12 protein-coding genes and 3 pseudogenes are annotated in these 14,285 nt (G+C 65.9%); 10 read left to right on the top strand and 5 right to left on the bottom strand.

Annotated features, from left to right (window positions below; all coding sequences use genetic code 11):
- Positions 1–2 precede the first annotated feature (2 nt).
- The 5 genes from PWF70_RS06030 to PWF70_RS06010 all read left to right on the top strand — a co-directional run bounded on the left by PWF70_RS06030 (position 3) and on the right by PWF70_RS06010 (position 5,190).
- A complete protein-coding gene (locus PWF70_RS06030) occupies positions 3–686 on the top strand; it encodes a hypothetical protein (protein ID WP_231380815.1) in 684 nt (227 codons plus the stop codon).
- Between the two features lie 168 nt (positions 687–854).
- The gene (locus PWF70_RS06025; protein ID WP_042378529.1) at positions 855–1,772 is read left to right on the top strand and encodes a type IV toxin-antitoxin system AbiEi family antitoxin domain-containing protein; all 918 of its coding nucleotides are present in this window, start codon (positions 855–857) and stop codon (positions 1,770–1,772) included.
- Between the two features lie 168 nt (positions 1,773–1,940).
- Complete coding sequence (gene serC, locus PWF70_RS06020; protein ID WP_075863653.1) at positions 1,941–3,086, top strand: phosphoserine transaminase; 1,146 nt, start codon at positions 1,941–1,943, stop codon at positions 3,084–3,086.
- Positions 3,087–3,318: 232 nt separating this feature from the next.
- Positions 3,319–4,416 (top strand): septation protein SepH, encoded by a 1,098-nt coding sequence (gene sepH, locus PWF70_RS06015; RefSeq protein ID WP_035751322.1) that lies wholly within the window; start codon positions 3,319–3,321, stop codon positions 4,414–4,416.
- A 3-nt stretch (positions 4,417–4,419) separates the two neighbouring features.
- Positions 4,420–5,190 (top strand): DUF6928 family protein, encoded by a 771-nt coding sequence (locus PWF70_RS06010; RefSeq protein ID WP_035750952.1) that lies wholly within the window; start codon positions 4,420–4,422, stop codon positions 5,188–5,190.
- Positions 5,191–5,226: 36 nt separating this feature from the next.
- On the opposite strand, the gene PWF70_RS06005 is transcribed toward PWF70_RS06010, so the two are convergent.
- Complete coding sequence (locus PWF70_RS06005; RefSeq protein WP_230461908.1) at positions 5,227–6,528, bottom strand: DUF222 domain-containing protein; 1,302 nt, start codon at positions 6,526–6,528, stop codon at positions 5,227–5,229.
- Here PWF70_RS06005 and PWF70_RS06000 point away from each other — a divergent pair.
- The 3 genes and pseudogenes from PWF70_RS06000 to PWF70_RS05990 form a co-directional block, all read left to right on the top strand.
- Positions 6,527–7,497: pseudogene (locus PWF70_RS06000) on the top strand (IS3 family transposase); the annotation flags it as partial. The gene PWF70_RS06005 and the pseudogene PWF70_RS06000 overlap by 2 nt on opposite strands.
- 136 nt (positions 7,498–7,633) lie before the next feature.
- A complete protein-coding gene (locus PWF70_RS05995) occupies positions 7,634–8,983 on the top strand; it encodes an IS30 family transposase (RefSeq protein WP_462433825.1) in 1,350 nt (449 codons plus the stop codon).
- Position 8,984: 1 nt separating this feature from the next.
- A pseudogene (locus PWF70_RS05990) lies at positions 8,985–9,326 on the top strand (integrase core domain-containing protein); the annotation flags it as partial.
- A gap of 5 nt (positions 9,327–9,331) precedes the next feature.
- Here the strand turns inward: PWF70_RS05990 and PWF70_RS05985 are convergent.
- A pseudogene (locus tag PWF70_RS05985) lies at positions 9,332–9,709 on the bottom strand (HNH endonuclease); the annotation flags it as partial.
- 131 nt (positions 9,710–9,840) lie between these two features.
- Here PWF70_RS05985 and PWF70_RS05980 point away from each other — a divergent pair.
- The gene (locus tag PWF70_RS05980; RefSeq protein WP_040003908.1) at positions 9,841–11,076 is read left to right on the top strand and encodes an ISL3 family transposase; all 1,236 of its coding nucleotides are present in this window, start codon (positions 9,841–9,843) and stop codon (positions 11,074–11,076) included.
- 216 nt (positions 11,077–11,292) lie between these two features.
- Here PWF70_RS05980 and PWF70_RS05975 read toward each other — a convergent pair whose 3' ends face one another.
- On the bottom strand, positions 11,293–11,592 hold the full coding sequence (locus PWF70_RS05975; protein ID WP_006360677.1) for a DUF2537 domain-containing protein: 300 nt from the start codon (positions 11,590–11,592) through the stop codon (positions 11,293–11,295).
- The gene (locus tag PWF70_RS05970; protein WP_035753036.1) at positions 11,589–12,443 is read right to left on the bottom strand and encodes a TrmH family RNA methyltransferase; all 855 of its coding nucleotides are present in this window, start codon (positions 12,441–12,443) and stop codon (positions 11,589–11,591) included. Before PWF70_RS05970 ends, PWF70_RS05975 begins: the two co-directional genes overlap by 4 nt.
- 96 nt (positions 12,444–12,539) lie before the next feature.
- Between PWF70_RS05970 and PWF70_RS05965 the strand changes: the two genes are divergently transcribed.
- Positions 12,540–13,790 carry a GNAT family N-acetyltransferase gene (locus PWF70_RS05965; protein WP_035753038.1) on the top strand — a complete coding sequence of 417 codons (1,251 nt, stop codon included), beginning with the start codon at positions 12,540–12,542 and terminating at the stop codon, positions 13,788–13,790.
- Positions 13,791–13,792: 2 nt separating this feature from the next.
- Here PWF70_RS05965 and PWF70_RS05960 read toward each other — a convergent pair whose 3' ends face one another.
- Complete coding sequence (locus tag PWF70_RS05960) at positions 13,793–14,257, bottom strand: MarR family winged helix-turn-helix transcriptional regulator (protein ID WP_035753039.1); 465 nt, start codon at positions 14,255–14,257, stop codon at positions 13,793–13,795.
- Positions 14,258–14,285: the final 28 nt, after the last annotated feature.

Raw genomic sequence — 14,285 nt, 5'->3', positions numbered from 1 at the left:
GCGTGGTCTGGTCAGCCGCCGAACCGATCGACTTGCACAGCAGGCCCGCCGAGCTGGCACGCGCATACCTGGAGTCCTGTCAATTGTCGGTGTTCGGCCGTCCGAACGTCTACCCGGGCGCAGTCGCCGCGGCCCCCGAACCCAGCCTCGAGAACCAAGTCGGTTGCCTCTACGCCACGAAACGACCCGAAGCCACGTTTCCGGCCTACTACGGCACCTTGTATGCACGCATCACAGAACTCATCGTGTCCGACAAAACCATCTCAGCGGGGGGCTGCTACACCAGAATCGGGCGCGCCGAAGTCGAGACACATGAACCCGACACCACCTCTGCCACCGCGCAGGAATTCAGTTTCACCGCCGACCTGCCCGACGGGTCAATCGACCCCAGAAGGAACGTGAACCGGACAGCTCGGCCGGGGTCGGGTACGCGCGCACCCCAGTTCGACGTCTTCTACCCGTGGAAGTTCCGCGCTGTCCCCTGGGGCACTCCGCAGCCTGCCGAGGGTCCGCCCAACAATCGTGATTGCGCCCGATGGGCAGCATCACTCGTCGACCAGGTCCCCGCCTTTTCCGGACAGAAGCCCTTCACCTCGACCGGCCGGAGCGCAACCCTGACACCGAGGATGTTCGGCGAGCGAGGTTTTCCGACCTTCCCTCAAACCCCGGCCTGGCCCTCCCCCTAGCCTCCACAGAGTCGCTGGTTCCAGTGCAGCAGCGCCAGTTCTAGCTGGCGCATCTATGCTCAAGTCGCGATTCTGCGGGAGCGGCGGAGATGTGGACAACGCCGGAAACCCTCCACAACCAGGCCCGACACGACGGCAAGACGCGGAGGTCGGGGCACCATCGGACCCATGACCTCCGACAACCCCGTCGTGCGACGATCCGCACTGAGCACGGTCCTCGGCAACGAGGAACTCAAGCTACGGCAAGACGAGGGGACCCTGACCAGCGTCTGGCGCGGCGCGGTACATCTCGGGCCGACGCCCGACGACGCGACCGAGAAGTACCGCCTCACCGTCATCGGCGCCGCGACGGTCGGAGGCGAGCAACGCGTCGTCAGCCATCAGTCAGCCGCTGCGCTGCACGGCATTCCACTCCTGCGCCCCGATCTGACGAAGGTCCACTTCACCACTGCCAAGACCGGCCGGGCCGGCGCGAAGATCCACCTTCACCGCCACAAGCTCCTGCCCGAACACGTCACCGTCGTCGACGGCGTGCGGGTGACGACTCCGGCACGCACGGTCGCCGACATCGCGCGACGGGGCACCTTCGAACAGGCCGTGTGTTGCCTCGACAGCGGACTGCGGCTCGGCGTCGATGCCGCAGACCTCGGCGAGCTCGCCGCATCTGCAACCCGGATGAAAGGCGTGGCCTGCCTGCGTCGGGCGCTTGCCGTTGCTGATGGGAGGTCGGAGTCCGTCGGGGAATCATTCAGTCGCGCAACGATGCTCACCCTCGGTATCCCTCCGCCCGACCTCCAGGTCACCGTCCTCGACGACGCGGGCCGGTTTGTCGCACGCGGCGACTTCGGTTGGGAGGACAAGGTGATCGGCGAGTTCGACGGAAGGGTCAAGTACTCCGGACAGTTCGGGACGTCGGCGTCGGAGACGGTCTTCGCCGAGAAGCGTCGCGAAGACGCGATACGACGGACCGGACGCATCGTCGTGCGCTGGACCTGGGACGACCTGCTGAAGCCCATGCACTTTCGAAAGCTCATCCTCGACGCCCTGCTCGACGCCAAGGTGTTTCCGGCGCCCACAGAATCTTGACCTGCAATCAGAAGCGCGAGTTCCATCCAGCGCCCCTGGGCGCAAGTAGCGATTCTCGGGAAAGACAAGCCCACACGTGCCCGAAATCGGCGAATCCCTGGACGGCCGGGATCGCGTAAGCCGAGGTGGCCCGAAGGTGGCCTCCGCCACAACCCTAGAATTGACGCCATGAGCGATACCGCAACCGCACCCATCACCCTGCCCGCCGACCTGCTGCCGTCGGACGGCCGCTTCGGTTGCGGACCGTCGAAGGTGCGCCCCGAGCAGTTGCAGTCCCTCGTCGACACCGGCGCATCGGTGTTCGGCACCAGCCACCGGCAGGCACCGGTCAAGAACGTGGTCGGCTCGATCCGTGAGGGTCTGGCCAACCTGTTCTCGCTGCCCGAGGGCTATGAGGTCGTCCTCTCCAACGGCGGCACCACCGCCTTCTGGGATGCCGCCGCGTTCGGCCTGATCAAGCAGCGTTCGCTGCACCTCACCTACGGTGAGTTCTCGTCGAAGTTCGCGACCGTAGCCAAGAAGGCGCCGTTCCTGGACTCGCCCGCGGTCATCTCCACCGATCCCGGCACCGCTCCCGATCCGGCCGCACTGACCGCTGACGATTTCGGCGGCGTCGACCTCATCGGATGGGCCCACAACGAGACCTCGACCGGCGTGTCCGTGCCGGTCGTGCGCCCCGCCGGCTCCGACGACGCGCTCATCGCCATCGACGCCACCTCGGGTGCAGGCGGCCTGCCCGTCAACGTCGCCGACGCCGACGTCTACTACTTCGCGCCGCAGAAGTGCTTCGCCTCCGACGGTGGCCTGTGGGTCGCGCTGATGAGCCCCCGCGCCCTCGCCCGCGTCGCCGAGATCGCCGAGACCGACCGCTGGTGCCCCGAGTTCCTGTCGCTGCCGACCGCCGTCGACAACAGCAGCAAGAACCAGACCTACAACACCCCCGCAGTCGGCTCGCTGCTGCTGTTCGCCAACCAGATCGAGTGGATGAACAACAACGGCGGCCTCGACTGGTGCGTCTCGCGCACCGCCGATTCGAGCTCGCGCCTGTACCAGTGGGCCGAGGCCAGCGAGTACGCGACGCCGTTCGTCGCCGAGCCGGCCAACCGCAGCCAGGTCGTCGGCACCATCGACTTCAACGATGACGTCGACGCCGCCGCGGTCGCCAAGACCCTGCGCGCCAACGGCGTCGTCGACACCGAGCCGTACCGCAAGCTCGGCCGCAACCAGCTGCGTATCGGCATGTTCCCGGCCATCGATCCCGAGGACGTCACCAGGCTCACCAACTGCATCGACTACATCGTCGAGCGCCTCTGAGCTCGGCCAGAACCAACCGTCACCGGCGCGTCGCACCTTCGGGTCGACGCGCCGGTGGCGTTCGGGCCAGCGGGTAGCCTGGACAACACAGACCACATACGACGCACCCATCGCTGGTGTCGCAGCGGCCCCACGCGTTCTGAACTGCGGTTTTACCGCGTGTCCCACAGTGAATCGGCAGATCGGTGAGTTAATGTGACCCCAATGCGTGCACCCACCGGAGGAGGAGCAGATGCGTGAGCTCCGCGTCGTCGGGGTGGAAACCGACGGTTCCCACGTCATCTGCCAGGACCCTCAATCGGGTGAGAAATTCCGGATCGCCTCCGACGAACGCCTTCGCGCCGCGGCCCGCGGCGACATCACCAGGCTGGGACAGATCGAGATCGAGATGGAAAGTGCATTGAGGCCACGAGAGATCCAGGCACGCATCCGCGCAGGCGCCTCCGTCGCCGAGGTCGCCGCCGCGGCCGGGGTTGGTGTGGACAAGATCGAACGATTCGCCCACCCGGTGCTGCTCGAGCGCAGCCGCGCGAGCGAACTCGCCGGTGCCGCCCACCCGATCCGGCACGACGGCCCGGCCGTCGCGACCCTCGCCGAATCCGTGGCGGAAGGGCTCGTCGCATACGGCCACAACCCCGCCGACGCCGACTGGGACGCCTGGAAGGACGACGGCGGCTACTGGGTCGTGCAGGTCGCCTGGAGCGTCGGACGCACCGACAACCTCGCGCACTGGCGCTACCAGCCCGGCACCCACGGCGGCACAGTCGACCCGCTCGACGACCTCGCCGACGAACTGACCCACCCCGAGACGATCGCGCCGCGACGCCGGCTCACGCCGGTCGCCGCACCGGAGGTCGCCGTTGAGACCACGTCCGACGGCCGCGAGGAAGTCACCATCGACGCCAACTCCCTCATCGGTGCGCAGCGTGCGCGGCAGGAACGTCGCGCGACGCACGACGACCACGGCACCGTCCCCCTCGATTTCGGGTTCGACGACGAGACCGACGCGCACACTCCGCCGGCTGCGGTCACCCCGATCTCGGCTCCCGTCGCACAGGCTCCCGACACACAGGCTCCCGACGAAGTAGCTCCCGTCGAACGGGCCGTCGACGACGAGGAGCCCGCCGAATCGGCAGTCCGGGAGACCACCGAAGCCGACGCCGCCCCGGCGACCGCCGAGGACAGCACTCACGATCCGTCGGAATCGTCTGCGTCCGGCGAGCCCGGACCGGCCCATGCTGACCGTCCGCGCAAGAAGAAGACCCGCAAGCCCGCCGTGCCCGCCTGGGAGGACGTCCTGCTCGGCGTACGTAGCAACGGGAACAGCTGATCGATGTCGGCACGCGCGGCCACCGTCTGGTTCATCGACTCCCCTGACCCGGCCGACGACCTACGAACCATCGTGCGCGCACAGCAGCACGATCATCAGCACGCCCAGCAGCTTGCGACGAAGATCTATGGCGACAGCGTGCTCGTCCCGCTCGTCGACACCGACCTCGCGACCGCGGCCGCCGCGAAGGATCACCACGTCTACGCCGGTTATTACGGTTCGCTCGCGGTGATCTCGTGCTCGCTGTTCGAGACGGCGACCCCCTCGACGCTGACCCGGACGCTGGCCGCGGTCCGACCGAGTGCGGTGACGACGCTGCTGTACACCGAACCCGAGACGTCGTTCGGTGCGTTCGCCCGCTGGGAGTCGGGTTCACTTCGACGTTCGTTCTCCGCCGACCCGGTGACCATCCACGAGGACGACGGCCTCCCGTTCACCTTCGAGAAGCCGTTCTGGGGCGGCGAATACCCGCTCACCTACGCCGAGGGTGTGCCGAACCAGGGGATGGCGCTGCCCTTCCACCCGGCGCAGCTCGCCGAGGAGGCCAACCGGTCCTGGCTCGGGTTCCGCTACACCCATCCCCTCGCGCCGACCGACCTCGACCCGGCCGACATCACCGTCACCTGCTTCGCGCTTCACCCCGCGGAGTACGAACCCACCGCCGCCGACTTCGAGAACTACCGCAGAGCCACCGCCGCGCGTAGTGCGGAACGCACCGCGCACGAGGGCACGCCACGCAAGCGCGGAAGATTCCGGGAGTACTTCGGTTTCTGATCCGGGTGGCTTCTGTTCCCGGACGACTTGTCGCCCTCAGTCGTACAACGTCACCTTGCCGAGGAGTGCCGCCAGTTCCAGTTCGACAGCAGACAGCTCGGAGCTCGACAGCTTGCGGGCAGTCGGCCTCGCCGGCCGATAGTCGATGACCCTGCGTGCGACAAGGCGCACTCCATCGCCGGACTGCTCGTCTGGTCCGTGAATCTCGTTGCGTACCTGTTTGAGTTGTTCGGCGAACCGGCGGGGGATGTCGGGTCGCCGGTTGATGCGCTCGGGGTTGGGTGGTGCGCCGGGTTCGGCGTTCAACCGCCAGGCGCAGCGGCCTTCGTCGGGACCTTCACGGACCATGCGGGTGGTGTAGCCGCCGGGTTCATTGCTGACCATCCGATTGTGTTTCGGGCACGCCGGTGCGAGGTCGGTGATGTCGGTGAGTCCACCGAGACCCCAATCCAGTTGCGCGTGGTGCATTTCCACGTGCGCGGCGGATATGCCGCAGTCGGGGGTGGAACAGACCTCGCCGTCGGGTCGGGCGAAGGACACGAGACGTTGTTCACGGGTGGCCAACCTCTTGCCGCGTCCGAAGTAGAGCGGGATTGCGGTGGCGTCTTTGAACACCGCCAGCCAGGGCTGGGTGTCGGCGGCCATGTTGACGAGGTCGGTGATCGGGATCAGGGTGCCGGTCGCGGTGGTGGCGAACCCGGCTTCGCGTCGTAGGTCGTTGACGTCGGCTTTGATGATCAGCTGGATGGGTAACCCGCGGTGGCTCTTACCCAGGAGTCCGTCGTCGAACACGGCTTTCAGGAGTGCGTTGAGGGCGTCGTGGTTGAGCTGGGCGGGGGTGCGGTCGTCGCGTGCGGCTGCGGCTTCGACCGCCTCGGGGTCGGCGTCCTCGATGGAACCGTGGGGGGAGTCGGGGTCGTCGGGGTTGTTCATGCCGGGTTTGGCCCAGACGGCGAGCAGCATGGTGATGCGGGCGAGGAGTTCGGGGGTGAGGTTGGCGGTCATCTTGGCGGTGCCGTCGGCGCGTTGCCGGTTGACCGACAGATTGCGGCGACGTTTGCGGTCGGTGTCGTCGGTCAGTGTGCCGTCTGGGTCGAGGTGGGCCAGCAGTCGTGCACCGAGGGCGGTGATGTCGGCGGGGGTGTGGTCGACGGCGATCTCGGCCATCTGTCGTTCGGCGGCGACCTTTACGTCGTGGTCGACGGCGTGTGGGATCTGGTCGAGGACGTCGAGTACTGCCCGGACGTGGGAGGTGCTGACCTTGCCGTCGGCCAATGCCTCTGTGAACCACCCCTGGTTTGATGCCGCTTCCTTCTGAGTCAGGAAGGATGAGCTCATGCCTAAGAAAATCGATCCGGAGGTCCGTTCGAGGGCCTTGCGGTTGCTGGAGGTGCACGGCGGCGAGTACACGTCGTTGACTGCCGCTGCCGAAGCGATCGCCAAGCAGGTCGGTGTCGGCGGGGAGACGGTACGTCGGTGGGCAGTGCAGGCACAGGTCGATGCCGGCGCCCGCGCGGGGACCACCTCGAAGGAGTCCGCCGAGATCAAGCGACTCAAGGCGGAGAACAAGCAGTTACGCGAAGACGTCGCCATTTTGAAAGCGGCGACAACTTTCTTCGCGGGGGAACTCGACCCCCGCAACCGATGATCGTGGCGTTCATTGATCAGATGCGCGCCAACGGTTTTGCGGTCGAGTCGATCTGCCGGGTCTTGCGGGAGCAGGGCTGCATGGTTGCCGCACGAACCTACCGGGCGTGGCGAACCCGGGCACCTGCCGCACGGACCGTCTCTGATGCTCACGTCGTCGAGGCGGTGCGCAATGTCGTCTGGCGCACCGATGACGACGGCCGGCGGAAGATGACTCCGGAGGGCCTCTACGGGCGGGTGAAGATGCGCGCCCATCTGCACCGGACAACCCTGCCTGGGGTGTCCTATGGCGCCGTTGATCGAGCGATGAAAGTGTTAGGCCACAATGGAATTCGAAGGTCCAAGGGAGTCCGCACGACCGTCAGATCCGCTGATGGTGTACGCGCGGAGGACCTGCTGAACCGACAGTTCAGTGCCGCCGAACCCAACCGGGTCTGGGTGACCGATTTCACGTACTGCCGGACATGGGCTGGGTGGGTGTACGTGGTGTTCATCATCGACGTGTTCTCGCGCCGAATCGTGGCGTGGCACGCATCGACATCGAAGACAGTGGAGCTGGTGACGGTCCCGCTTCGGATGGCACTGTGACAGCGGAATCGGGAAGGGCATCCGGTGAAAGCTGCTGAGCTGATTCATCATTCGGATGCCGGTAGTCAGGGTGAATTCAACTGGTCGTCGCAACACCTTGATCTTGGAGGTGTTGGCTTTGGCTACAGCAGACTGGAGCAAGAAGACCAGCGATGCGCCCACGGGGGTTCGTCGGCAGTGGCGAGCTGATCGTGCGTTGCGGCCGGCGATGCGTTCGCCGGGCCGGCCCGAGCCGTCGCGGGCGGTGCGACGTCAGTTTTGGGGGTTGATCGCGACGGGGATGAGCACGGCGGAGGCGTCGGTGGCGGTCGGCGTGTCGGTGCCGGTGGGGTCGCGGTGGTTCCGCCACGCTGGCGGAATGACGCCACTGAGTCTGGACGACCCGGCGGGTCGTTACCTGTCGTTCGCTGAACGGGAAGAGATCGCGCTGCTCCGCGCCCAACAGTGTGGTGTGAGAGAGATTGCTCGGCAGATCGGACGCAGTCCGGCAACGATTTCGCGTGAGTTGCGCCGCAACTCCGCTACCAGGAGTGGGAAACGTGAGTATCGAGCCTCGGTGGCGCAGTGGAAAGCGCAGCAGGCCGCCAAGCGCCCGAAAACAGCGAAACTCGTGGCCAACGTCGAGTTGCGGGAGTACGTGCAGGAGCGGTTGGCGGGCACTGTCCGTAGCCCCGACGGCACGATCGTCGCCGGCCCCACGCCGCCGCCGTGGAAGGGGCTCAACAAGCCGCACCGGGCCGACCGGCGGTGGTCTCTGGCATGGAGTCCGGAGCAGATCTCCCAGCGCCTGCGGGTCGATTTCCCCGATGATGAATCCATGCGCATCAGTCATGAGGCAATCTATCAATCCCTGTTCATCGAGGGCCGTGGCGCGCTCAAACGCGAGTTGGTGGCGTGCCTGCGGACCGGGCGGGCATTGCGGGAGCCCCGTGCTCGCTCACGCAACAAGCCGCAGGGTCACGTCACCTCCGATGTCGTCCTCAGCCAGCGCCCGCCTGAGGCCCACGACCGTGCTGTCCCCGGCCACTGGGAGGGTGATCTCATCATCGGTGTGGGTCGGTCGGCTATCGGCACTGTTGTCGAACGGCGCAGTCGCGCAACGATTCTAGTCCATCTCCCACGCTTGCAAGGGTGGGGTGAGCAACCGCCGGTGAAGAACGGGCCGGCACTCGGTGGCTACGGCGCCATCGCGATGAACGCGGCACTGACGGCGTCGATAGCGGCGCTGCCGCAGCAGTTGCGCAAGACGTTAACGTGGGATCGCGGTAAGGAACTGTCCGCTCATGCCCAGTTCGCGATGGATACCGGAACGCAGGTGTTCTTCGCCGATCCGCATTCACCGTGGCAGCGACCGTCCAACGAGAACACTAATGGGCTGCTGCGCCAATATTTTCCGAAGGGAACTGACCTGTCACGGTGGTCTGCAAACGACCTCGAAGCCATCGCATACACCCTCAACAACCGTCCCCGAAAGGCCCTCGGCTGGAAGACCCCCGCCGAAGTCTTTGAAGGACAGTTACACTCACTACAACAACCCGGTGTTGCATGGACCGATTGAACCCGCCCAGTACACATCGGTTACACTGACTGAGCGTCTGCGCCTGGAAGACATCGCCGCGTCGATCGGAACGGTCGGGGACGCCTACGATAACGCGCTGGCCGAGTCGGTGAACGGCTTGTACAAGACAGAGTGCATCCGGACCACGATCTTCCACTCCGGTCCGTACAAGACCGTCTCCGACGTCGAGTTCGCGACCGCCGGTTGGGTCGACTGGTACAACAACAGCAGGCTGCACTCGAGTATCGGCCAGATACCCCCGACCGAGTTCGAAACGCTCCACTACTCTGGCCTCGGCCCCGAGGACCAGCCCACATTGGAGGCGGCACAGAACCTAGGGTGATTCACTGCCAGAGCGGGGCGTTCGGGTTCGAGTGGTTCGCCGGTCGGGCTGAGGTGGGTGGCGGTCGCGTGGCGTTGTTTGGTGCGGCGCATGGGGTCGGCCATGCGTAGGCGGTGGGTCATGAACTGGGTGATGCTGCGGTGGCCGGTCTTGTGGGGTAGGTCGCGGTCGGCGATCTCGATGAGCTGTCGGTCGCCGGCGAAAGTGAGTCGGGCGATGGCGCGTTCGGTTCCGGCGGCGACGTCGATGAGTTCGGCATCGGAGCACTGTGTCAGATCGACGGCCTGGAGTTCGGTGGTGATCCGGTGCAGTTCCTGCACGAGCTCGGAGGGGCGGGTCGACGGCCCGACGTCGGTCTGCGAGATTTCCGTCAAGACGGTCACCCCCCGATGCCGTGTTCGAATTTATGTGGCACTCTTGACGGTTCTGTGGGTGCCCCCGGTGCGCCTGAAGCGCGCAACGCCCTGTCTCACTTAAGGTTTGGTTTGCGAAGACTAAACCGAGGAGCAGGGCGTTGCGCGCTACCAGACTACTGCAGAAGTTGCTGAAGATCGAGAACCTGGTGGTTCTTGATGTCGGCGTTGAAGACGACGATGACGGCCAGTTGTTGGTCGTCTCGGTCCGTGCGAAACGCGGGCAGGACTCGCGGTGTCCACACTGCCGACGGCGTCGACCAGGCTATGACCGCTCACACCATCCGCGCCGTTGGCGACACCTCGACCTGGGCGGGATGCGCTGCTACCTGCAAGGACACATTGGACGGGTTGACTGCAGCCTGCACGGCGTCGTCACCGAACATGTGCCGTGGGCACGGCCGGCAGCAAAGATGACGCGCCGATTCGACGACACGGTCGCCTGGCTCGCCGCGCACAGTCCATCATCCGCGGTGTGTGAGTACATGAGGGTGTCGTGGCGAACAGTGCAACGCATCATCGCTCGAGTCGTTGCCGATCACACCGGACAGACCGACCGAATGGATGGGTTGCGCAGGATAGGTATCGATGAAATCGCCTACCGAAAAGGCCGGCGATATCTGACGGTGATCGTCGACCACGACACCGGCAGGTTGGTGTGGGCGCGTGAGGGTGCAACCAAGAAGACGCTTCGCCAGTTCTTCGACGAGCTCGGCGCCACGCGCAGTGCACAGCTGACCCATGTGAGCGCCGACGCGGGTCAGTACATCGAAACGGTTGTTGCAGAACGTGCTCCGGATGCCATTCGATGCATGGATCCGTTTCATGTCGTCCAGTGGGCCACCCGCGCCGTGGACCGTTGTCGCAGCCGGGTCCTCAACCGGATCCACGGTCTGTCCAACGACGATCGTAGGAATCTGAGGTGGGCACTGTTGAAGAACCCTGAGAACCTCACCCCAGGTCAACAGCGGACCCGCGAGCTGATCGTCAAACGCGCCAATAGTGAACTCGCTCGCGCGTATCAACTGAAAGAGGAACTCCGCCATATCGTTACCGGGGAGCATTCTGGCACGTGGCGACGGCTCGAGCACTGGTTACATCGAGCTGATCGTAGTCGAATCATCGAACTCGTCGGTCTCTCCAGATCGGTACGACAGCAACAGATCCAGATCTACAACTCCGTTGTCGTGGGCCTATCGAACGCCCGGGTGGAGGCCACCAACACACATCTGAGGGCACTGACCAAGCGGGCCTACGGATTCCACTCACCAGAAGCACTCATCGCGATGTCGACACTCACGCGAGGAGGGGCGTGTCCTGTTCTGCCACACCAGTAGTGACCCACGAAACCGTCAGGAGGACCATTTATGTTCGACTGTACTCGCAATCCCATTGCCGCGCAACGCGTATCGAACATCGATCGATCGCGGGGATTGTCGGTGGCGTCTGGTAATGGGCGGCGTGGTGCTGCCGTCCCTTCGATACGCTCGCAAGCTCGCTACTCACGGAACAGAACGACGCTCGCAAGCTCGCTACTCACGGAGCAGAACCGGTCAGCGCCCCATGATCAGCAACGCGACCGACGATGTGATCCCGGCGAGGAAGCCGATGAGCAGGCCCCACACGATCCAGCGCCACACCTGGCGGTAGCGGAACTCCCAGAGGGTCCAGCCGAGGCCGCCGGCGACGATCAGCACCGCCGCGATGCCGAGGAACTCGAGGATGCCGCCGATGAGTTCGTAGATCCCGACGAGCACGAAGGCACCGAAGAGCGCACACACCGCGGACACGATGATCCCGAGCGCCCAGGGCGTGGGCTCCGCGGCCCGATCGAACGGTTCGGGGGTGTTCACTCCCCCATCGTGCCCGACCGGACGCGTTCGTAGAACGCAACGGCCGCGGCTGTCGCGACGTTGAGCGAATCGGTTCCGCGACTCATCGGGATGCGGGCCTTCACGTCCGTCGCCGCCATCGCCGACGCGGTGAGCCCTGGCCCCTCGGCGCCCACGAGGAAACCGACCTTCTCGGCATCGACCGCCTCGGCGAGCGTGACGGCGTCGGGATCGGGGGTCATCGAGACGAGACGGAAGTCGCGCGAACGCAGTTCGTCGAGTCCGCGCGGCCACTCGTCGAACTTCGCGAAGGGCACCAGCAGCGCGTGACCCATCGAGACGCGCACGCAGCGCCGGTACAGCGGGTCGGCGCAGCCCTGACCGAACAGGACGGCATCCACACCGAGGCCGGCGGCGTTGCGGAAGATCGAGCCGATGTTCTCGTGGTCGTTGACGCCTTCGAGGATCGCGACGGTGCGCGCGGTCTCCAGGATGTCGGACACCGACAACACCTCGGGGCGTCGCGCGACGGCGAGCACGCCGCGGTTGAGGTGGAAACCGACGATCTCGGCCATCACCTCGGCCGACGCCCGGAAGAACGGGACTCCCGACAGCGACGGGTCGCGCAGATCGTCGTCGAGTTCCTCGAGGCGTTTGTCGACGCCGAGGAAGGCGTGGGCGGAGAACCGCGAGGCGATCATGCGCTGCGCGACGAGCACGCCCTCCGCGATCACCAGGCCGCGTCCCGGCCGGCCGCCGGGCAGAACCGGAAGGTCGGGTCGGCGGTCCACCGAGTTGAGGTCCCGAAAGTCCTCGACCCGGGGATCCTGCGGGTCGTCGATGTCGATCACTTCCACTGCGAGCCCGGGCACCGCAACAGTGTGCCACCCGCCACCGCCGTGACCTGCGACACCCGGTACAGAACCCAATGAGTGCCCGAGTCGCAGTGATGTGAAAACGTTGAAGTCGTGACCAACAGCGGCTCGACACCTCAGTCACGTCTGTCCCTCAAGCGCGCCACCGACGCCGACTGGGACGACATCATCACCACGGATGCCCGCGCATTCGCGATGCGCAATCCGCTGCCCGACGACGAACGCGCCGACCTTCGCGGCAAGGTCGCCGACGACGACATCGTCCTGGTACGCGACACCGGCCTGCCGTCGAAGCCCCTTGTCGGGGTGTCGATGTTCTACCGGATGTCGATGTCGCTGCCGGGCGCGGGTGTCGCCGACACCGTCGGCCTGTCGTGGGTCTCCGTGGCATCGACGCATCGCCGTCGTGGAATTCTGCGCACGATGCTGACCGAACTCTTCGAGCAATGGGAGGCCGAGAACTACACGTTCGCGACCCTGACCGCGAGCGAGGGCACCATCTACGAGCGCTTCGGGTTCGGTCCGGCCTGCTTCTCCAACACCGTGTCGATCACGCCCGGACAGGCTCCGCTCCGCGGCGACCAGCCGAAGGACGCGACCGTGCGGTTCGCGGACGCCGCCGAGGTCGCCGCGGCCGTCCCCGATCTCCACGCACGCTGGACGCTCACCACTCCCGGTGCGCTCACCCGCACCCCCGCCTGGTGGGCGCCGATCCTCGCCGACCGTCCGTCGGAGCGTCCGCTGCCCGCGAGCGGACTGCACTACCTGCTCCACGACGACGGCTACGCCAGCTACCGCATCTACAAGAACGAGAACGGCGGCGTTCGCGGCGAGGTCAACGAGGTCTTCGCCGTCACCGACGAGGCCCACACCGACCTGTGGCGGGTGCTCACCAGCCTCGACCTGATCCCGTCGCTCACCGCGACCATCCCGGTCGACGATCCGTTGCGGCACAAACTCATCGACGCCCGCGCGGTGTCGATCACCGGTCTGCGTGACGAGATGTGGCTGCGTATCCTCGACATCCCGGCCGCGCTGGGGTCGCGGAAGTACGCCGCCGACCTCGATGTGGTCATCGAGGTCACCGACGAGTTCCGTGGTCGCGGAGGGGTATTCACGGTGTCCGCGCGCGGGGGCGACGCGATCGTCGCCCCCGCACCCGACACCGCAACGCCCACGGTGAGGATGGACACCTCGGTGCTGTCGAGCATCTACCTCGGCGGCATCCGCCCGTCGGCGTTTGCGGCGGCCGGCCGGCTCCGCGTTGACTCCCCGACAACGCTTCGAGCTCTGGACCAGGCCTTCACCACCGATCGAGCACCGTTCTCCGGCACCTTCTTCTAGTGTTAGATCGCCCGGGAGCGAGGTATCTCGGTGTCGGGCTGGTTGAGGATCTTGTTGAAGATCTGCACGCCCTCCCGGAGGGTGTCCCGTTCGCTGGGCGTGAGTTCGCGTAGACGGTCACTCAGCCAGGCCTCGCGTGCCGCCAACTCCTCCTTGATGACCTCGACCCCCGAGGCCGAGAGCGTCACGATCGCCTGGCGGCCATCCGTCGGGTGCGGTTCACGCTTGATCATCCCGAGGTCCGACAGCGACGCGATCACTCTCGTCATGGAGGGCGGGCGAACCCGCTCGGCCGCGGCGAGGGCGCCGGGTGTCATCGGGCCTTCGTGATGCAACGTGTAGAGGGCCGAGAGCTGCGTCAGCGAGACCAACTTGTTCTCGCGCCGCCCTCTCAGACGGCGCGCGAGTCGTACGACGGCGAGGGACAAGTCGCCAGAGAGACTTCCGTCACCATACGGTGAATGCATTGCCCCAGCGTAGGGCATGTAAATCACC

Source organism: Gordonia sp. Swx-4 (assembly GCF_030316175.1).
Taxonomy (GTDB): domain Bacteria; phylum Actinomycetota; class Actinomycetes; order Mycobacteriales; family Mycobacteriaceae; genus Gordonia; species Gordonia alkanivorans.
This window is presented reverse-complemented; position numbering and strand designations above follow the sequence as displayed.

Coding starts and splice junctions, on each gene's coding strand:
- PWF70_RS05995 (WP_462433825.1), top strand. CDS start 7,634: ATGCGTTCGCCGGGCCGGCCCGAGCCGTCGCGGGCGGTGCGACGTCAG.
- PWF70_RS06010 (WP_035750952.1), top strand. CDS start 4,420: ATGTCGGCACGCGCGGCCACCGTCTGGTTCATCGACTCCCCTGACCCG.
- serC (WP_075863653.1), top strand. CDS start 1,941: ATGAGCGATACCGCAACCGCACCCATCACCCTGCCCGCCGACCTGCTG.
- PWF70_RS06005 (WP_230461908.1), bottom strand. CDS start 6,528: ATGAGCTCATCCTTCCTGACTCAGAAGGAAGCGGCATCAAACCAGGGG.
- PWF70_RS06025 (WP_042378529.1), top strand. CDS start 855: ATGACCTCCGACAACCCCGTCGTGCGACGATCCGCACTGAGCACGGTC.
- PWF70_RS05960 (WP_035753039.1), bottom strand. CDS start 14,257: ATGCATTCACCGTATGGTGACGGAAGTCTCTCTGGCGACTTGTCCCTC.
- sepH (WP_035751322.1), top strand. CDS start 3,319: ATGCGTGAGCTCCGCGTCGTCGGGGTGGAAACCGACGGTTCCCACGTC.